14 protein-coding genes and 1 pseudogene are annotated in these 19,148 nt (G+C 64.3%); 11 read left to right on the top strand and 4 right to left on the bottom strand.

The window, feature by feature from the left end:
• Positions 1-429: 429 nt before the first annotated feature.
• The 8 genes from BMZ79_RS09560 (at position 430) to map (ending at position 10,198) form a co-directional block, all read left to right on the top strand.
• Positions 430-2,847 (top strand): 3-hydroxyacyl-CoA dehydrogenase/enoyl-CoA hydratase family protein, encoded by a 2,418-nt coding sequence (locus BMZ79_RS09560; protein ID WP_256252630.1) that lies wholly within the window; start codon positions 430-432, stop codon positions 2,845-2,847.
• A gap of 61 nt (positions 2,848-2,908) precedes the next feature.
• The gene (locus tag BMZ79_RS09555) at positions 2,909-4,123 is read left to right on the top strand and encodes an acetyl-CoA C-acyltransferase (RefSeq protein WP_090639133.1); all 1,215 of its coding nucleotides are present in this window, start codon (positions 2,909-2,911) and stop codon (positions 4,121-4,123) included.
• 122 nt (positions 4,124-4,245) lie between these two features.
• Positions 4,246-6,039, top strand: coding sequence for an acyl-CoA dehydrogenase family protein (locus tag BMZ79_RS09550; RefSeq protein WP_090639131.1), 1,794 nt, complete (start codon positions 4,246-4,248; stop codon positions 6,037-6,039).
• A 341-nt stretch (positions 6,040-6,380) separates the two neighbouring features.
• Positions 6,381-8,117 carry a long-chain-fatty-acid--CoA ligase gene (locus BMZ79_RS09545; RefSeq protein WP_090639129.1) on the top strand — a complete coding sequence of 579 codons (1,737 nt, stop codon included), beginning with the start codon at positions 6,381-6,383 and terminating at the stop codon, positions 8,115-8,117.
• Positions 8,107-8,550 carry a PaaI family thioesterase gene (locus BMZ79_RS09540; RefSeq protein WP_090640126.1) on the top strand — a complete coding sequence of 148 codons (444 nt, stop codon included), beginning with the start codon at positions 8,107-8,109 and terminating at the stop codon, positions 8,548-8,550. Before BMZ79_RS09545 ends, BMZ79_RS09540 begins: the two co-directional genes overlap by 11 nt.
• Before the next feature lie 106 nt (positions 8,551-8,656).
• Entirely contained in the window at positions 8,657-8,848 is a 192-nt protein-coding gene (locus BMZ79_RS09535; RefSeq protein WP_143088918.1) for a hypothetical protein, read from the top strand.
• Positions 8,849-9,021: 173 nt separating this feature from the next.
• Positions 9,022-9,210, top strand: coding sequence for a hypothetical protein (locus tag BMZ79_RS09530; protein ID WP_090639126.1), 189 nt, complete (start codon positions 9,022-9,024; stop codon positions 9,208-9,210).
• Between the two features lie 244 nt (positions 9,211-9,454).
• Positions 9,455-10,198: a type I methionyl aminopeptidase gene (gene map / locus BMZ79_RS09525; protein WP_090639123.1), complete on the top strand. Its 744-nt coding sequence runs from the start codon at positions 9,455-9,457 to the stop codon at positions 10,196-10,198.
• Here the strand turns inward: map and BMZ79_RS09520 are convergent, their stop codons facing one another.
• Genes BMZ79_RS09520 through BMZ79_RS09510 form a run of 3 tightly spaced genes read right to left on the bottom strand, consistent with a single transcriptional unit; the run spans position 10,199 to position 13,833 of the window.
• Positions 10,199-11,305: a Ger(x)C family spore germination protein gene (locus BMZ79_RS09520; RefSeq protein ID WP_090639121.1), complete on the bottom strand. Its 1,107-nt coding sequence runs from the start codon at positions 11,303-11,305 to the stop codon at positions 10,199-10,201.
• The gene (locus BMZ79_RS09515; RefSeq protein WP_090639119.1) at positions 11,298-12,392 is read right to left on the bottom strand and encodes a GerAB/ArcD/ProY family transporter; all 1,095 of its coding nucleotides are present in this window, start codon (positions 12,390-12,392) and stop codon (positions 11,298-11,300) included. Before BMZ79_RS09515 ends, BMZ79_RS09520 begins: the two co-directional genes overlap by 8 nt.
• A gap of 13 nt (positions 12,393-12,405) precedes the next feature.
• Positions 12,406-13,833, bottom strand: coding sequence for a spore germination protein (locus tag BMZ79_RS09510; protein ID WP_090639116.1), 1,428 nt, complete (start codon positions 13,831-13,833; stop codon positions 12,406-12,408).
• A gap of 242 nt (positions 13,834-14,075) precedes the next feature.
• On the opposite strand from BMZ79_RS09510, the gene BMZ79_RS09505 reads away from it, so the two are divergent.
• Positions 14,076-14,720, top strand: a complete 645-nt coding sequence (locus BMZ79_RS09505) for an SOS response-associated peptidase (RefSeq protein ID WP_177222073.1) — start codon at positions 14,076-14,078, stop codon at positions 14,718-14,720.
• Between the two features lie 284 nt (positions 14,721-15,004).
• Here the strand turns inward: BMZ79_RS09505 and BMZ79_RS09500 are convergent, their stop codons facing one another.
• A complete protein-coding gene (locus BMZ79_RS09500; protein WP_218154676.1) occupies positions 15,005-15,805 on the bottom strand; it encodes a helix-turn-helix transcriptional regulator in 801 nt (266 codons plus the stop codon).
• A 112-nt stretch (positions 15,806-15,917) separates the two neighbouring features.
• Between BMZ79_RS09500 and pyk the strand changes: the two are divergent.
• Positions 15,918-16,928 (top strand): annotated as a pseudogene (gene pyk, locus BMZ79_RS09495) (pyruvate kinase); the annotation flags it as partial.
• Between the two features lie 123 nt (positions 16,929-17,051).
• Complete coding sequence (locus BMZ79_RS09490; RefSeq protein WP_090639108.1) at positions 17,052-18,983, top strand: ABC-F family ATP-binding cassette domain-containing protein; 1,932 nt, start codon at positions 17,052-17,054, stop codon at positions 18,981-18,983.
• The last annotated feature ends 165 nt before the right edge of the window (positions 18,984-19,148 follow it).

Here is a 19,148-nt window from a genome sequence, read left to right as displayed (position 1 = left end):
GCGCAATGAACGGTACCAAGTACGGTACATGACCGCGATTTGGCGGAAAACGCGTAAAGAACGGTACCAGGTACGGTACATGACCACGATTTGGCGGAAAACGCGCAAAGAGCGGTACCCGGTACGGTACATGACCGATTCGGCGGGAAACGCGCAAAGAGCGGTACCCGGTACGGTACATGATCGCGACTAGACGGAAATTTAGCAAAGAACGGTACCCGGTACGGTTCACGACCGCGATCTGGCGAAAAACGCACCACCAAGAGCCGTACCCGGTACGGCACACGACTGCAAGCAGGGGCGGAAACGGCGCCAAGAGCCGGCCCCGGCACGGCACATCGCCGCGCCGGGGCCGGCATGGACGCCGAGACGGTACATAGCCGCCGCAGCCGCGCCGAGCGGCCATTTTACCCCGAAGGAGGGAGCTGCGTGGGAGTACGATCGACGCCGGCGGTTCGCCGTGCGGCAGTCATTGGATCGGGCGTCATGGGGGCGGGCATCGCCGCCCATCTCGCCAACGCGGGCATGTCCGTGCTGCTGCTGGACGTGGTGCCGGACGCGCTGACGGAACAGGAGGCGAAAGCCGGCGCGACGCTGGAGGACCGGGCCGTCCGCAACCGGCTGGCCGCGGCCGGCCTCGCCCGGCTGGCGAAGCAGGAGCCGCCGGCCTTGTACGAAGCCTCGTTCATCGGGCGCATCGCGCCCGGCAACCTGGAGGACGATCTCGCCCGGCTCGGCGAGGTCGATTGGATCGTCGAAGCCGTGGTCGAGCGGCTGGATATCAAACGGAGCGTCTTCGCCCGCATCGAGTCCGTGCTGAAGCCCGGCACGCTCGTGTCCTCGAACACGTCGGGGCTGTCCGCGGCCGCGATGGCGGAAGGGCGCGGCGAGACGTTCCGGAAGCAGTTCGCGGTGACGCATTTCTTCAACCCGCCCCGGCACATGAAGCTGGTCGAGGTCGTGCCCGGCCCCGATACGGCGCCCGGGACGATCGACCGGCTGGCGGCCGTCTGCGAAGGGCAGCTCGGCAAAGGCATCGTCCGCGCCAAGGACACGCCGAACTTCATCGCCAACCGGATCGGCACGTACGGCATGGCGACGACGATCGCGGCGGCGCGGGCATACGGGCTCGGCGTCGACGAGGTCGACGCGCTGACGGGTCCGGCGATGGGCCGGCCCAAGACGGCGACCTTCCGCCTGCTCGACCTCGTCGGCCTCGACACGCTGCTGCACGTCCTGGACAACGTGCGGGAGCGCAGCGACGACCCCGCCGAGCGCGACGCGTTCGCGCGGCCGCCGGAGCTCGAGGCGCTCGTGGCGAAGGGCTGGACCGGCGAGAAGGCGGGGAGCGGCTTTTACCGCAAAATCAAGCGGCCCGGCGGCGGCAGCGACATCGAAACGCTGCAGCTCGACACGCTGACGTACGCGCCGCGCCGCAGCGTCCATTCGCCCGTCATCGAGGCGGCGAAGACGGCCAAGGGCACCGCGGCCAAGGTCAAGGCGCTGCTGTTCACCGACCCCGATGACCGGTATGCCCGGTTCGCGTGGACGGCGCTCAAGACGGTGCTGCTCTATTCGGCCCGCCAGCTCGGCGCGATCGCGGACACGATCGCCGACATCGACCGCGCGCTGGTATGGGGCTTCAATTGGGAGCTCGGCCCGTTCGAGCTGTGGGACGCGATCGGCCTCGAGCGCTCCGTCCAGCGGATGCGCGCGGAGGGCGACGAGATTCCGGCATGGGTGGCGGACTGGATCGCCGCCGGCAACCGCGGCTTTTACAAGCAGGAGGGCACGCGGCGCTTCTACGTGAGCCGCGGGGAGTACCGGCTGCAGGAGGAAGAGCCCGACGTCCTCTCGCTGAAGGCGGTCAAGGACGCCGGCAAGCTCGTGCTCGGCAACGCCGGCGCGTCCCTGCTCGACATCGGCGACGACGTGGCCGCGCTCGTGTTCCATTCGCCGAACAACGCGATCGGCGGGGATATCCTGACCGCGATCCGCCAAAGCGCGGCGGAGGTCAGCCGCAATTGGCGCGGGCTCGTCGTCGCGAACGAAGGACGGCATTTCTGCGTCGGGGCGAATCTGATGATGCTCCTGCTCGAGGCGCAAAACGGCGATTTCGACGAAATCGACGACATCATCGCGGAGTTCCAGCAGAGCATGCTGACGCTGAAGCGGCTCGACCGGCCCGTCGTGGCGGCGCCGCACCGGATGACGCTCGGCGGCGGGGTGGAAGCGTGCCTGCCGGCGGACCGGATCGTGTTCGCGTCCGAGACGTATTTCGGCCTCGTCGAGACGGGCGTCGGCCTCATTCCCGCCGGCGGCGGCTGCAAGGAGGCGGCGGCGCTCGCCGACGCGCGGACCGGCGCGGGCGGCGACCTGCAGCCGCAGGTGAACGCCCTGTTCGAGACGATCGCGCTCGGCAAAACGTCGACGAGCGGCTACGACGTCGCCCGCCTCGGCTTCATGCGGCCGCAGGACCGCGTCGTGCTCCGCGGCGAGACGCGCGCGGCGGAGGCGAAGCGGACGGTGCTCGCGATGGACCGCGAGGGCTACGCCCCGCCGCCGGCGGACCGGCGCATCCGCGTCGCGGGCCGCGAAGGGCGCGCCGTGCTGCGGCTGGCGGTCGAGAACATGCGGCTCGGCGGCATGGCGAGCGAGCACGACGTGCGGATCGGCCGCAAGCTCGCGCACGTGCTCGCCGGCGGCGACGCGGCGCCGGGGGCGGAAGTGAGCGAGCAATATTTGCTCGACCTGGAGCGCGAGGCGTTCCTCAGCCTGTGCGGCGAGCCGAAGACGCAGGCGCGGATGCAGCACATGCTCGCGACCGGCAAGCCGCTGCGGAACTAACGGAACGGACGGGAGAAGCCGTCCGCGCTCCGACCCATTCACGAAGGAGGGATTCCCCGAGATGAACGCTGAACGAAATCCGCGCGACGCCGTCATCGTCGCCGCCGTGCGCACCGCCGTCGGCAAAGCGAAGAAGGGCAGCCTGGCCGACGCGCGCGCCGAGGATCTCGGCCGCGCCGTGCTTCGCGCGGCCGTCGACCGCGTGCCCGGCCTGGACTACGCCGACGTCGAGGACGTCGTCATCGGCTGCGCGATGCCCGAGGGCGAGCAGGGGCTGAACTTCGCCCGCATCATGACGCTGTATGCGGGCTTTCCGGTCACGACGCCGGCCGTGACCGTCAACCGGTTTTGCGCGTCGGGGCTTCAGGCGATCGCCTACGCCGCGGAGCGCATCCGGCTCGGCGAGGCGGACGTCGTCCTCGCCGGCGGCGTCGAAAGCATGAGCCACGTCCCCATGACCGGCTTCAAGCTTTCGCCGCATCCGGGCATCGCGGACGGCATGCCGGAGGTGTACATGGGCATGGGCCACACCGCCGAGGAGGTGGCCCGGCGATACGGCGTCAGCCGCGAGGCGCAGGACGCGTACGCGGCGGAGAGCCACCGCAAGGCGGCCAGGGCCATCGCCGAAGGCCGCTTCCGCGAGGAGATCGTCCCGCTGCACGTGCAGCGGGAGGGCGTCGACGACAACGGGCGCCCGTGGAGCAAGCCGTTCACCTTCGACCAGGACGAAGGCGTGCGCCCCGACACGACGGCGGAGGTGCTGGCGAAGCTGAAGCCGTCATTCGCCCGCGAAGGCACCGTGACGGCGGGCAACGCGTCGCAGATGAGCGACGGCGCCGCGGCGGTCGTCGTCATGAGCCGGGAGCGGGCCGAGCGGATCGGCGCGAAGCCGCTGGCCGTCTTCCGCGCGTACGCCGTGGCCGGCGTCGCGCCGGAGGTCATGGGCATCGGGCCGATCGAGGCGATTCCGAAGGCGCTTGCCCGCGCGAACGTGACGCTCGGGCAGGTGGACGCGATCGAGCTCAACGAGGCGTTCGCCGCCCAATGCCTGCCGATCATCGCGGAGCTCGGCCTCGATCCCGCGAAGGTGAACGTGAACGGCGGCGCGATCGCGCTCGGCCACCCGCTCGGCTGCACGGGCGCCAAGCTGTCCGTGTCGCTTATCCACGAGCTTCGGCGGCGGGGCGGCGGCACCGGCATCGTCTCCATGTGCGTCGGCGGCGGCATGGGGGCGGCGGGCGTGTTCACGGCCGAGCCCGACGCGGACCCCGCTTGAGCGGAGGCGCGGCTTTGGACCGTTTTGCACATGAATCCGCCATTTCCGGTATTTTTCGCGAGGGTGCACCTCGTTCCCATCTCTGACGCATCTCCCGCTTGATAGAGAAAGGAGGCAGCGGTATGGCCCAGAACAAAGGTTGGGGCGGCCGTTTCGTAATCGAAGACATGGCGCCGCAGGATATCGTCACGCCGGAGGATTTTACCGACGAGCAGGTCATGATCGGCGAAGCGGCGCGCGCGTTCCTCGAAGGCGAGGTCCGGCCCCGCGACGCCGAAATCGAAGCGCTGAATTACGAATTGACGGTGAAGCTGCTGCGCAAGGCCGGCGAGCTCGGCCTGCTCGGCGCGGACGTGCCGGAAGCGTACGGCGGGCTCGGGCTCGACAAGGTGAGCTCGACGCTGCTCGCGGAGACGCTGGCGGAGGCGTCGTCCTTCGCGCTGTCCGTCGGCGCCCACGTCGGCATCGGCACGCTGCCCATCGTGTTCTTCGGCACGCCGGCGCAGAAGGCGAAGTATTTGCCCGGCCTGGCGGCCGGCACGAAGATCGCGGCGTACTGCCTGACGGAGCCGTCGTCCGGCTCCGACGCGCTCGGGGCGAAGACGACCGCGCGCCTGAACGCCGAAGGCACGCATTACGTGCTGAACGGCTCCAAGCTGTACATTACGAATTCCGGGTTCGCCGACGTGTTCATCGTGTACGCGAAGGTGAACGGCGACCATTTTACCGCGTTCATCGTGGAGCGCGGACTGCCCGGCTTCAGCATCGGCCCGGAGGAGCACAAGATGGGCATCAAGGGGTCCTCGACCTGCCCGATCTTCTTCGACGATACGCCGGTACCGGCGGAAAACGTGCTCGGCGAGGTCGGCAAGGGCCATGTCATCGCGTTCAATATCCTGAACATCGGCCGCTTCAAGCTGGCCGCGGGCTGCGTCGGCGGCGCGAAGGAAGCGGTGGCGCTCGCGGCCAAATACGCGAACGGCCGCAAGCAGTTCGGCCGCCCGATCGCGTCGTTCCCGCTCATCGGGGCGAAGCTCGCGGACATGAACATCGCGGCGTTCGTCACGGAGAGCATGGTGTACCGCACGGCTGGCTGGATCGACGAGATGCTGCGGGCGAGCGAGGCGGCCGGGGGCGACGCGGACGGCGCCGGGGCGCGGGCTGCCAAGGCCATCTCCGAATACGCGCTGGAATGCTCGATCAACAAGGTGTTCGCGACGGAAGCGCTTGACTTCGTGGCGGACGAAGCGGTGCAGATTCACGGCGGCTACGGCTACGTCAAGGAGTACAAGGTCGAGCGGATTTACCGCGATTCGCGGATCAACCGGATTTTCGAGGGCACGAACGAAATCAACCGGATGCTCATCCCCGGCACGCTCATGAAAAAGGCGCTGAAGGGCGAGCTGCCGCTGCTGCGCAAGGCGCGCGCGCTTCAGGCGGAGCTCCTGCAGCCGATGCCGCTGCCGGCGTTCGACGAGCCGCTCGCCAAGGAGACGTACCGGATCGGGCAGGCGAAGCGGACGTTCCTCGCGGTCGGCGGGCTCGCGGTGCAAAAATTCGGGCTCGCGCTCGAGCAGCAGCAGGAGACGCTGTGCCTGCTCGCGGACATGATGATCCAGACGTTCGCGATGGAGAGCGCCGCGCTCCGGACGCGCAAAATGCTGCTGCGGGCCGATCCCGCCGCGGCCGCCCGCACCCGGAACGCGGTCGAGATGACGGCCGTCTTCGTGCAGGAGGCCATGGAGCGCGTCGAAAGCCACGCCAAGACGGCGCTCGCCGCGCTGGAGACGGGCGACGCGCTGCAGACGCAGCTCGCGGTGCTGAAGAAGCTCATGCGCGCGCCGCTCGGCGACACGATCGCGCTCAAGCGGAGCATCGCCGCTCGGGTCGTGAAGAGCCAGCAGTATACGCTGTAGGCTGTCCGAAGCGAGTTTTTGCCCAGGAAGTTTCGCAAAACGCGTCTATGCTTCCGAAGCGAGTTTTTGCTCGCGAAGAAGTTGTTCCAGGAAGCTTCGCAAAAACTTTCAGCCTATGCTTTCGGAGCGAGTTTTTACTCGCGAAGATGTTTCCCAGGAAGTTTCGCAAAAACTTTCAGCCTATGCTTTCGAAGCGAGTTTTTGCTCGCGCAAAAACAAGCCTATGCTTTCGGAGCGAGTTTTTACTCGCGAAGATGTTTCCCAGGAAGTTTCGCAAAAACTTTCAGCCTATGCTTTCGAAGCGAGTTTTTGCTCGCGCAAAAACTTTGGGAGGCCACAAAATGAACCAACCGCAGGCTTGGCCCTGGCTTCGCAACTATCCCGGCGAGGTTGCCCCCGACGTCGCGATTCCGAATATCGCCCTCGGCGACATGCTGATCCAGACCGCCGCCAAGCATCCGGCGAAGGAGGCGCTGTTCTTCTTCGGCAAGCGGATCTCCTACAAGGAGCTGCTCGCCGCGGCGCAGCGGATGGCGGCGGGGCTGCAGGCGGCCGGCGTCGCCAAGGGCGACCGCGTCGCCATCCTGCTCCCGAATTGCCCGCAGGCCGTCGTCTCCTACTTCGGCGCGCTGCTCGCGGGCGCCGTCGTCGTCATGACGAACCCGCTCTACGTGGAGCGGGAGCTGGAGCATCAGCTGCGGGACAGCGGCGCCGCCGTCATCGTCACGCTCGACGTGCTGTATCCCCGCCTGGGGCGGGTGCGGGGCGAGTCGCCGGAAGCCGGCCCGGTCCCGGGACTGCGCAAGGTGATCGTGACGTCCATCCAAGACGGGCTGCCGTTTCCGAAAAACCTGCTGTATCCGATCAAGCAGCGCCGAGCGGGACCGCAGCCGCTCATTCCGTACGGCAAGGACGGCGTGACGCGGTATGCGTCCTTCATGGCGAAGGCATCGAAGCTGCCGGCGCACGTCGAGACCGCTCCGGAGACGGACGTCGCGCAGCTGCAATATACGGGCGGCACGACGGGCACGGCGAAGGGCGTCATGCTGACGCACCGCAGCCTGATCGCGAACGCGGTTCAGTGCGAGGCGTGGTTTTACCGGATGCGGGAAGGGCAGGAGCGGTTCCTTGCGGCGCTCCCGCTGTTTCACGTGTTCGGGTTGACGGTGATTATGAATTTGTCCGTGCTCAAAGCGAGCTCCATCGTGCTGCTTCCGCGGTTCGAAATCGAGAACGTCCTGAAGGCGATCCGCGACGAGAAGCCGACGGTGTTCCCGGGCGCTCCGACGATGTACGTGGCGCTGCTGAACCATCCGGACGCGAAGAAATACGACCTGTCGTCCGTGAAGGCGTGCATCAGCGGCTCCGCGCCGCTGCCGCTCGAGGTGCAGACGCGGTTCGAGGCGGTGACCGGCGGGCGGCTCATCGAAGGCTACGGCTTGACGGAAGCGGCCCCCGTCACCCACGCCAACCCGCTCTGGACGAAGCGCAAAATCGGCACGATCGGCCTTCCGCTCCCCGGCACGCTGGCCAAGGTCGTCGACCCGGCGACGGGCGGGGAGCTTCCGGCCGGCGACGTCGGCGAGCTGCTGGTGAAGGGCCCGCAGGTCATGAAGGGGTATTGGAACCGGCCGGAAGCGACGGCCGAGGCGCTGCGGGACGGCTGGCTGCATACCGGCGACCTGGCGAGCGTCGACGCCGACGGCTTCTTTACGATCGTGGACCGGATCAAGGACATCATCATCGCCGGCGGCTTCAACATTTACCCGCGCGAGGTGGAGGAGGTGCTGTATGAGCACCCCGCCGTGCGGGAAGCGGCGGTCATCGGCGTGAAGGACGAATACCGCGGCGAGACGGTGAAGGCGTTCATCGTGCTGCGCAAGGACGTGACCGTCTCCGCCATGCAGCTCGACCGCTGGTGCCGCGAGCGGCTGGCCGTGTTCAAGGTGCCGCATCTGTACGAATTCCGCGACGAGCTGCCGATGTCCATGATCGGCAAGGTGCTGCGGCGCAAGCTGAAGGAAGAAGAGGAACTGGCCGCGGCCGGGAACGATGAGGGTGGAGGCCATGAAGGATAACGGGCACGGCCCTCCGAACGAGCCGGACGCGCGCCCGGCGCTCGACGCGCTGGAAGCGGCGGCGAAGAAGTCGTTCTGGGGGTATCTGGGCTTCGAACTGGTGACCGCCGAATCGGGCAAGGCGGTCATCGCGCTGCAAGTGCGGCCGGAGCATCTGAACATGGCCGGCATCGTCCACGGCGGCGTCCTGGCGTCCATGCTCGACAACGCCATGGGCCTTGTCGCGATTTTGGCGTGTCCGGGGGACGGGACGGTCACGACCGGGTTGAACGTCCATTATTTGCGCCCCTCCTCGGAGGGGCGGTTGACCTGCGAGGCGGCGCTGATCCATCGTTCGCGCCGGACGCTCACGCTGGAGGGACGGATTGCCGATAATAAGGGCGATCTCCTTGCTTGGGGAAGCGGAACGTTTCGCAGGGTAACCGGATTGTAACATGTTACATTTCCGAAGCGGTTGTCCGCCGCATTGAAAGCGTTATTCCTTTCCTCTATAATTAGCCTATATATGGAAACTCAGCGGAGCGAAGGGAGGGCGCATGGTGGTTAGCCCTTGGATCACGACTGCGGTCATCCTGTTCGGCATCCTCGTTGCGATCGTTGGCGTCTTGGCGTACTTGCGCATGTACAAAAGCAGCGCCTGGTCGGCCTCGGCACCGCGTTCGCAGGAGAGGGATATCCCCGGCGCCGATTCGACAGAAAATGACAAAAAAGGATCGTTCACAAATAAATAATGCCGTGTTCGCTTTTATAATCCGATTGAAAATGTTATAATTGATTGATAAATTAGAAAATTTAATTTATATGGCTCCATCAAGCTCCTGACTCACCTTCATTCATATGGATCGTTCAACATGCTCGCTTACGGATTTGTTAGAACTACCAACCGATGCTAGGAGGGGATTTCATGGCGAAACACAGCCACAATGAAGTCAAAGAAAGCCTCGTGGAGCTTACGCGAATTTTCCAGCCGAAGGACTCCCGGAAGTTCGTTCGGGATTATATCCGCAAGTATCGGATTACGGGCGGGTATGAGGAGGAATTGACGCTATTGGTGGAGCATGAAATGGGGCGCCTTCGCTCCTCGGTGAGTTAACTAACCTGAAATGATAAGCCTTGCCCGGTACGATAGGGACAAGGCTTTTTTGTTGCCCGCCCCGGCCGGTTTCCCGAACCGTCCTATCGATCACGGCAGGCCATGCCGCATCTCCGGTCCGAATCGATCCCGCGTCCTTCGGGCACGGACGATTCGCGCCTTCGTCTCCGCACCGCATCCCGCGCCCGTCCCTTTCTCTTCCGTACCCGCGATCGCCAGCCGCCTGCTTCAGGAGGGATGACCCATGATTCAACTCAAAACGATGGAGGAGATCGCCCGGATGCGCCGGGCGGGCCGGATCGTCTCGGACTGCCACCGCGAAATCGGCAAGCGGCTGCGGCCCGGCGTCACGACGCTCGACATCGACCGCTTCGCGGAGGCGTTCATGCTCGGCCGCGGCGCGAAGCCCGCGCAGAAGGGCTACCGCGGTTACCGGTTCGCGACCTGCGCGTCCGTCAACGACGTGGTCTGCCACGGCTTGCCGACGGACGTCCCGCTGCGCGCGGGCGATATCGTCACGATCGACATGGTCGCGGAGCTGGACGGCTGGATGGCCGATTCCGCTTGGTCGTACGCGGTCGGACGGGCGCGTCCGGAGATGGCGCGCCTGATGCGCACGGCGAAGCTGGCGCTGTACCGGGGCATCGGCAAGGCGACGGCGGGCGCCCGGCTCGGCGACGTCGGCAGCGCGGTGCAGGCCGTCGCCGACCGGGGAGGATACGCCGTCGTGGAAGCGTTCATCGGCCACGGCATCGGCAGGCGGATGCACGAGGATCCGCAGGTGCTTCACACGGGCAAGGCCGGCACCGGCAAGAAGCTAAAGGAAGGAATGGTCATCACGATCGAGCCGATTCTCGTGACGGGCAGGCCGAATATTATCGTCGACGCGGACGGTTGGACGGCCCGCACGTCCGACGGCTCCCGGGGCGTGCAGTACGAGCATACGGTCGCGATTACGGCTTCCGGCCCGGTCATTCTGACGGAATGATCATTTCATCTTGCCGACGTTGTCGATCGTCATCCGGATGCGGCATTGCACGTCGACGTTCGGATAGAGCGTCTCCCAATTGGCTCTCTTCCAGGCGGCGTAGCCCATATGGTTGCGTACGCAGGTACCGATGCCCGCGCTGTCGGCGCCTTTCGCCTGCATCCGCTTCATGACGCGCTTCGCTTCCTCCGACAGATACGCCCCGACCTTTGCCTCCAGCTTCTTCACGTCCTCCGGCCTGCCGAGCTCGAGGCCGCCCACGTATTCCAGCACCGAGCCGTGCAGCTTCACGTTGATGGCCACTTTCGTCTTGGAACCGGACCCGGTCACGCGGACGCCGCGCTTGCTCACGAGGGACGTGATGAACACCGATTCGTTGCCTTTGCCTTCTTCCTTCGGCAGCGTGAAGGCTAATTCGCCCTGTCTGAAATCGCCGCGCAGCACGGCGAAGATCATCGCGTCCTCGGGCGGCAGGCGTTCGACGTAGCGGTCCTGCTTGAACAGGGCGATGCCGTCGATGAAGATGTTTTCGCCCGCCCGTCGCAGGAGAGGCGCGACGGGATCGATGCCGTCGTCGAAGTAATCGCGCACGAATTGATGCAGCGTGGCTTTCGGGATGGAATGCGTGCTGGCTTCCTTCTCGAGCATGCGCTCGATATATCGGTCCGTCCGGGGATGCTGGCTGTACCTTCGGTTCAGCAGCTCCTCGGCGTCCCCGTTCACGACGGCGATCTTCATGAGCGGCGAGATGGCCGGATCGCGCGCCTGCGTGTCGAGATGGTGGCCGATGCCGGCCTGGACGAACGACTTGCCGAGCAGCGTGACGCGCAGTTGGCCGCTGACGAGCTGCAGGCTGGTCTGCCGGGACATCTCGACTCTGGCCTGCTTGCTGGTCGGGGCCGTCGTGCTGAGCACCTCGCGCTTCTCGTTCGATGACGCGTCGAGCCGCGGAATGGCGACGGCGACCTTCAATTCGCCGTTCGGCGCGAGGTCGTAGCTGGTCGTCTGGATGAAGCCGATCCGTTCCAGCACGCGCTGGTCGCCGCAGCCCGCGAGCAGGATGGCCGCGAGCGCGAACGGCACGAGCCGGCGGGAGAGATTACGCACTGGCGGGCGCCCCTTTCTCTTTGCGGATCAGGAGCAGGGCGATCAGGAACAGCGGCAGGCCGAACGAGATGCCGATTTCGGCGAAGCTGAACAGCGTCAGCCATTGATTGACGTCGCCGATGGTGTTTGGTACCAAGCCGACGAAGAACGTGCTTGCGACGAGCGCGGCGCCGCGGTATTCGGGCTTGATCTTCGGCAGCAGCCGGCCGCTCGTCTCGTTCGCCGACCAGAAGTACATGGACATGGTGGACAGCATCGTAAACAGCAGCAGGCCGTACAGCATGTTCTCGATTCGTTCGATGAACGGGAATTTAATGAAGGCGAACATGTCGATGAGCGGGAATTGCATGATTTTGAGCTCGTGCAGGCCGAAGAAGCCGAATACCAGGACGGCAATGTACCCGTAGCTGAGCAGCACGAATAAGTTGGCCCAAATCGCCATTTTGATCACCTTCACGGAACGGTCGACCTGTCCGAACATCAACAGGACGAGCTCATAGCCGAAAAAAGCGGTAAAGATATTCAGGATGCTCATCGGCTCGTAGTTGCCGCCCTTCAGCAGGAACGGCGTCATCCGGCTCCATTCGAACTCGTTGAAAAACATGCACGAGAACGGGTACATCCAGACCGTCAAATAAAAGAAGACCGTGCTCGCTTTGGCCATCGTATAGAGGCCTTTCGTGAACAGCATGAAGCCGAGCACGTCGATGACGAGCTTGAACCAAATCGGATTGGTCGTCGGGAAGGCGATCATTTGGAAGATGAGCACGTACTCCAAGACGACGAGGCAGGCGAGCATGCTCCATACCGAGATGAGCAGGAGGTAGAGCGGCGCAAGCAGCGGCTTGGGCAGCCGCGCCTCCATGATGTCGAAGACGGACTTCCCTCGACCCATGCGGTGAACGAGACCGATCAGCAGCAGGTTGAGCGTGACGACGGCGGCGTAGACGGGCAGCGCCAGCCAGCCGTTGTAGCCGAACGTGACCGCGAGCATCTGGCCGAGGGACAAGACGACGATGCCCGTCTGCGTCATATAAATCAAGATCAAGGCGTGGAAGGCGGATAGTTTCTCTTTGACGGCCTTCAATTCGGAACGCCTCCTATTTCTTCATTTTCATGTGCACCGGATTCGGGGTTCTGGATTGCGTCGGCCGTTTCTTCAGCAGCTTGAAGGGCGCGCGGATGAAGACGTCCAGCCAGTCGCCCGGCTTATGCGGCGCGATCGGCGTCAAGTAGGAGGAGTTCAGGCTCGTCAGGTGGCTCAGATGGATGATGAGGAACGCGATGCCGACCGTAATGCCGAGATTGCCCCAGATGCCGGCCAGGATGATCAAGCCGAAGCGGATCAGGCGGATGGACGCGCTCATGATGTAGCTCGGCATGACGAAGGAAGCAATCGCGGAAGATGCGACGACGATGATTAGGATGTTGCTCGTGAAGCCGGCCTGCACGGCGGCTTGGCCGATGACGATACCGCCGACGATGCCGATCGTTTGGCCGATCTTGGTCGGCAGCCGCGCGCCCGCCTCGCGGAGAAACTCGATGACCGCTTCCATGAACAGCGCCTCGTAGACCGGCGGAAACGGCACCCGGCTGCGCGACTCCGATAAAGTCAGCAGCATGTTTTGCGGGATCATCTCGTAATGGAACGTCGTGACGGATACGTAGAAGCAGGTGAATAGAATCGTGATCACGAACGACACGAACCGGAGCACCCGCGTGGCCGTGCCGAGCGACCATCGCTGGTAGTAATCGTCGGACGCGATGAAAAATTCGAAAAACGACGTCGGGGCGCTGAAGGCGAACGGACTGCCGTCCATGACGCCGACGATTCGGCCCGCGACGAGCTTGGAGGCGATCGCGTCGGGACGCTCCGTCGTGAAAAACTGCGGAAAGATGGACATCGGCTTGTCGTCGATCAGCTGGACGAGCATGTTCGTATCGTGCACCGCGTCGATCTCGACCGCCTGGATGCGGCGCTTCAATTCGTCGACGTACTCCATGTTGGCGATATCCGCGATGTAGAGCAGGTAGACGTCCGATTTCGTGATTTCCCCGACGCGAAAGCGCAAGCATTTCAAGTGGGAGCTGCGCACGCGCCGGCGAATGAGGGAGAGCGTATCCCCGACGGGCTCCGAAAACGCCTCGTGCGGCCCAGTGATCGTCGTCTCGGTCTCCGACTGGCTGACCGGCCTGCCCTTCGGGCTGTACAGATCGATGATATAGATCTCGTCCAGGTAAAACAGCGCGACGCTGCCGCTCAGGATGTCCTCGACGATTTGCTTGTCCTCGCTTTTCCGAGCTAGCGACAGGCGATCGAGCACGTCCCGCAATTCGCCCTCGGACGCCGACAGCAGCGGCGATAGAATCTCGCGATCCAGCTTCGCGCCGTCGATCATATGATCGAAGTAGAACAGGTCCGCGTTCAGCTTGGGATAGGCCTGATGCTTGAAATCGGCGCAATCCGCGAACTGCTGCAATATATGGGTCATTTGTGGCCGTTCCTGCCGCTGTTCCTGCTGATTCATGATCCCACCTGCAATGTAAGAAATCGGTATGGTCTCAGCGTTTCCTACGACTGGCAATTTATACGGAATATGGCGGAAACGGGGTGCGGACGGGGCGAACGAAGGGCGGCGCAGGGGCGTTTCGCGCAATCGCTTCGATTATCGTGGAGGCGTTATAGGAATTCCTCGTAACTTCGGACGGGCGGTACATGATTTTGGAAGATGCGGCCATACTAGCCAAAACAAGAGGAGGTTTTTGCCAAATGTGCCAAGCTATATCGATTGCGGCCGCGTCTTCCGAGTTGATCGAGCGTTTCGCGCTCGACAACGTGCTGTTCCACACCGCCGGCCGGTACGAGATTTTCCCGACGGAGTCGATTTCGGCGATCATTCACCACAAGAACGAACGGATTTTGGACGAATTCCGCTGGGGCATGGTCCCGTATTGGGCGAAGGATTCCGTGCGGATGGACAGCCTGAAGCTGTTCGACAAGCCGATCTACGAACGGATCGCGGCCAAGCAGCGCTGCGTCATTCCGTGCACCGGCTTCTACGTGACGCGGACCGAGGGCAAGGTGACCGAGCGCTTCAAAATCACGATGCGCAGCGGGACGTTCGCCATCGCCGGCTTGTACGACGTGTTCCGCCAAGCGTCGGGCGACGAGATGCGCACCTGCACGATGCTCATGACCAAGTCAAACGGCCTTATCGCCCCCTTCCAGCAGCAAATGCCCGCCATACTGGAGCCGGAGGACATCGACGATTGGCTGACCCGCGGCGCCCGCTCGCCGTTCGAGCTGAAGAACATGCTCCGCATGATGGAATCGGTGCGCATGCTCGCGATTCCGCTCACGCCGAGCGGCGAAGCGGATCTGGAGTTCGAAGCGCCGCGTACGGAAATGGTGTAGCGTATTGGAGGGGAGAGCCTCCGTGCCGCTTGTCAGCGGCTCGGGGGCTTTTTTGCGCGCTTCGGCGGACGTGGCGGCCGGGGGTCGGCGCGTAATAATGTCTGGCTCGCCGATAGGTGCGATGTCACGGGCGGAAGGTTGCCGGGCGAGATGCACGGCTTACCGATAGATACAATGCCGCCGGCGGAATGTCGTCGGGAGACATGTCCGGCGTCCCGGATGGGTGCGCCTCCGGGGGAGGATGTGTTCGCCCATCGCCCGTCTCCCCGCCCCGCCCCCGCGCTTCATTCCAGCCGCTCCCGCTCCGCGATCGCATCCGAGGGCAGCTTGCCCGTGATGCGCTTGAAGATCCGATTGAAGTACGACGGATCGCTGTAGCCGAGGTGGTCCGAGATGTCCTGCGCGGTCAGCCGCGAGTGCTGCAGCAGGTAGAGCGCCGTCTTCATCCGCCGCCGGTGGACGTAGTCGCTGATCGTCATGCCCGTCACCTTGCGGAACAGGGACGCGGCGTAATTCGGGCTGACGCCGATGCAGGCGCCGAGCTCGTGCTTCGTGATTTTGCCGCGGTAGTGGTCGTCGACGTAACGCTTCATGACCTCGATGTGGTGGATGGACGAAGGCGCCTTCTCGCCTTCGTCGACCTCCCGGCTGACCGTGACCATCAGCTCCGTCAGCAGCGCCGCGCACATGACCGAGAAATAGCGATCCCGCGCCGTCCACTGCTCGACGATGTACAGCAGCTTCTCGAGCAGCAGCTCCGGCATGTGCGTCACCCAGCGCAGGGGCGCGCGGCGGGCGAGAATCGGAAGCAGCCGCACCGTCGCGGCGTCGGCCGGGCTGAAGCGCACGACGACGCTTTCGCGGATCGTGCCGGCGCCGCGCAGCTCGGCGGCGGGCAGGCCGGCGGGGATGAGCAGCAGGTCGTTTTTGCGGCAGGCCATCGGTTGGCCGGCGACCCGGTAGGCGGTCTGCCCGAACCGGACCCACACCAGCGTGAAGCTGTCGCTGCCGAGCGGCTGCTGTTCGCGCTGCAGGATGCCCCGCTCCTGGCGAATGTCGAAAATGTCGAACATGGCAAATTTCACCGCCCGTCTTCATCATACTATATTACAAACACTGTACTATAGTACATCGCGCTCGCGCAATTGTTCCTCTACAATGAAAACAGGAATGAAAATGATCGAGGAGTGAGCGTAAATGAAAAAGACAGCGATCGTATGTACCATGGGACCCGCGTGCATGTCGCCGGAAATGTTGGAAAATATGCTGCTTGCCGGCATGAATATAGCAAGACTGAATTTGGCGCACGGGGAGCTGGACGACCATAAGCAGCGCATCGGGATGGTCCGCGCGGCCGCGAAGAAGACGAACCTGCCCGTCTCCATCATGCTGGACATCAAAGGACCGGAGATCCGCACGGGTCTTCTGCAAGAGCCGTCGTACCTGCTGCAGGCCGGCGAATTCCTGACGTTGACGACGGAGCAGATCCAAGGCACCGAGAAACGGATCTCGGTGTCCTACGACCTCGCGCAGGACGTCAAGGTCGGCTCGCGCATCATGATCGACGACGGGCTGATCGAGCTGCAGGTCGTCCGCATCGAAGGCTCCGACGTCGTCTGCCTCATCCAGAACGGCGGCATCATCAAGTCGCGCAAGGGCGTCAACCTGCCGGGCATCCGCACGAGCCTGCCGGGCGTCACGGAGCGCGATAAGCTGCACATCGCCTTCGGCATCGAGAACGGCGTCGACGTCATCGCGATGTCGTTCGTCCGCCGCGCCGAGGACGTGCGCGAAGTGAAGGCGATGCTGGCCGCGAAGGGCGCAAGCCACATCCAGGTCATGTCGAAGATCGAGAACCAGGAAGGCCTCGACGAGCTGGAAGCGATCGTGGAAGCCTCCGACAGCATCATGGTCGCCCGCGGCGACCTCGGCGTCGAGATTCCGATCGAGGACGTGCCGCTGGCGCAGAAGCAAATGATCGACGCCTGCAACCGCGCCGGCAAGTTCGTCGTCACGGCGACGCAAATGCTGGAATCCATGCAGAGCAACCCGCGCCCGACCCGCGCCGAAGCGTGCGACGTGGCGAACGCGGTATGGGACGGCTCCGACGCGGTCATGCTCTCGGGCGAGACGGCCGCGGGAAAATATCCGCTGGAAGCGGTCCGCACGATGGCGGCGATCGCGATCCGCGCCGAGCAGGCGCGGGAGCAGCTCGCCAAGAAAGATTTGATCGGCGCGTAGGCTTCGTTTAAAGTGAATAGAGAAGGTAAGCGCGGCGCCGCCCTTTGGGGCGGCGTTTGGCGTATTCATTAACGTAAGGCGGGAGCAATCATGCACGTATTGACGGTTGATCATATTTCGAAGACCTACGGGGAAAAGGTGCTGTTCCAGGACGTGTCGTTCGGCGTGGAGACGGGCGACAAGATCGGCATCATCGGCGTCAACGGCACCGGCAAATCGACGTTCATGCAGGTGGTCGCGGGACTGGAGCCGCCCGATTCGGGCGCCATTCTGACGGCCGGCGGCGCGACGGTGCGGATGCTGGCGCAGGATCCGAAGTTCGACCCCGAAGAGACGGTGCTGGACCATGTGCTCGGCGGCGATTCCGCGCCGATGCAGGCCGTCCGCGCATATACGGAAGCGCTGCGGGCGCTCGAGCTGAAGCCCGGCGACGAGGCGCTGCAGGAGCGGCTCGTCCGCGCCAATCAGCGGATGAACGAGCTGGACGCCTGGGGCATCGAAAGCGATGCGAAAATCGCGCTCTCGAAGCTCGGCATCCAGCACTACGACGCGAAGCTCGGCGTGCTGTCCGGCGGGCAGCGCAAGCGCGTCGCGATGGCGGCGGCGCTCATCCAGCCGGCCGACGTGCTGCTGCTGGACGAGCCGACCAACCATATCGACAACGAATCCGTCGCCTGGCTGGAAGGCATGCTGCAGAAGCGCAAGGGCGCGCTGCTCATGATCACGCACGACCGGTACTTCCTTGACCGCGTCAGCAACCGGACGCTCGAGCTCGACAAGGGCCGCGCGTACTTCTACACGGCGAACTACAGCCGTTTCCTCGAGCTCAAGCTGGACCGCGAGGAGCGGGAAGCCGCCTCGGAGGAGAAGCGCCAGAACCTGCTGAGGGGCGAGCTCGCATGGATGCGCCGCGGCGCGCAGGCGCGCTCGACGAAGCAGCAGGCGCGCATCCAGCGCTTCGAGGCGCTGAGCTCGCAAGGGCCGGAGAAATCGGCCGGCAAGCTGGAGATGTCCGTCGCGTCCTCTCGGCTCGGCAAGAAGATTCTCGAGATCGAGGGACTGCGCAAGTCGTTCGAGGGCCGCGCCGTGATCGACGGCTTCAGCTACATCGCGGTGCCGGAGGACCGCGTCGGCATCGTCGGGCGCAACGGCCTCGGCAAGTCGACGCTGCTGAAGCTGATCGCGGGCAAGCTCGAGCCGGACGCGGGCGCCGTGACGCTCGGGCCGACGGTGAAGCTCGGCGTCTTCTCGCAGGAGCGCGAGGAGATGGACGAGTCGCTGCGCGTCATCGATTATATCCGCGAAAGCGCGGAGCAGGTGACGACGGCCGACGGGTCGACGATTTCGGCGGGCCAAATGCTGGAGCGGTTCCTCTTCCCGCCGGCGCAGCAGTGGACGCCGATCGCGAAGCTGTCGGGCGGCGAGAAGCGGCGGCTGCAGCTGCTGCGCGTGCTGATGGAAGCGCCGAACGTACTGCTGCTGGACGAGCCGACCAACGACCTCGATATCCTGACGCTGACGGTGCTCGAGGATTATTTGGACGACTTCCCGGGCGTCGTCTTCACGGTGTCCCACGACCGGTACTTCCTGGACCGGACGGCGGAGCGGATCTTCGCCTTCGAAGGGGACGGCGTCATCGAGCAGCATGTCGGCAATTTCTCGGATTACCAGGCATACGCGTCCGCGCACGGGGTTCGCTCCGCGGACGCCGCCGAGCGCAGGGCGGAGACCGAAGCGCCGAAGCGGCCGGCGGCCGAAGCGGAGCAGGAGCCGGCCAAGCCGACGAAAATGTCGTACAAGGAGCAGAAAGAATTCGAGACGATCGACGCGGACATCGAACGGACGGAGGATGCGCTGCGGCAGGTTCAGGCGGACATGGAGGCGGCCGGCAGCGATTCCATGCGGCTGCAGGAGCTGATGGCCAGGCAGGCGGAACTGGAGGCGAAGCTCGAGACGCTGATGGACCGCTGGACGTACCTGAACGAGCTGGCGGAACAGATCGCGGCGAACAAGAAGAAATAAGCGGCGCGCCCCGGGCGGGCGAAGCCGGCTATGCAATAAAGGCAGACCGGAACGCGGATTCGCGTTTCGGTCTGCCTTTTTGTTTTGCTTTATTTTCAGCGCTTTTTTGGACTTATTGGCAAGGCAACAGGGGGATACGGCAAGTCAGCCGGGCCGGGCCGATGG

This window comes from Paenibacillus sp. UNC496MF (assembly GCF_900113915.1).
Taxonomy (GTDB): domain Bacteria; phylum Bacillota; class Bacilli; order Paenibacillales; family Paenibacillaceae; genus Paenibacillus_Z; species Paenibacillus_Z artemisiicola.
Note: the sequence above shows the minus strand (reverse complement) of the source record. Positions and strands in the feature narration are given on the sequence as shown.

What these genes read in the sequence shown, in the direction of transcription:
- BMZ79_RS09540 (WP_090640126.1), top strand. Translation starts at nt 8,107, where the DNA reads ATGAAGGATAACGGGCACGGCCCTCCGAACGAGCCGGACGCGCGCCCG.
- BMZ79_RS09555 (WP_090639133.1), top strand. Translation starts at nt 2,909, where the DNA reads ATGAACGCTGAACGAAATCCGCGCGACGCCGTCATCGTCGCCGCCGTG.
- BMZ79_RS09545 (WP_090639129.1), top strand. Translation starts at nt 6,381, where the DNA reads ATGAACCAACCGCAGGCTTGGCCCTGGCTTCGCAACTATCCCGGCGAG.
- BMZ79_RS09550 (WP_090639131.1), top strand. Translation starts at nt 4,246, where the DNA reads ATGGCCCAGAACAAAGGTTGGGGCGGCCGTTTCGTAATCGAAGACATG.
- BMZ79_RS09510 (WP_090639116.1), bottom strand. Translation starts at nt 13,833, where the DNA reads ATGAATCAGCAGGAACAGCGGCAGGAACGGCCACAAATGACCCATATA.
- BMZ79_RS09490 (WP_090639108.1), top strand. Translation starts at nt 17,052, where the DNA reads ATGCACGTATTGACGGTTGATCATATTTCGAAGACCTACGGGGAAAAG.
- map (WP_090639123.1), top strand. Translation starts at nt 9,455, where the DNA reads ATGATTCAACTCAAAACGATGGAGGAGATCGCCCGGATGCGCCGGGCG.
- BMZ79_RS09505 (WP_177222073.1), top strand. Translation starts at nt 14,076, where the DNA reads ATGTGCCAAGCTATATCGATTGCGGCCGCGTCTTCCGAGTTGATCGAG.
- BMZ79_RS09530 (WP_090639126.1), top strand. Translation starts at nt 9,022, where the DNA reads ATGGCGAAACACAGCCACAATGAAGTCAAAGAAAGCCTCGTGGAGCTT.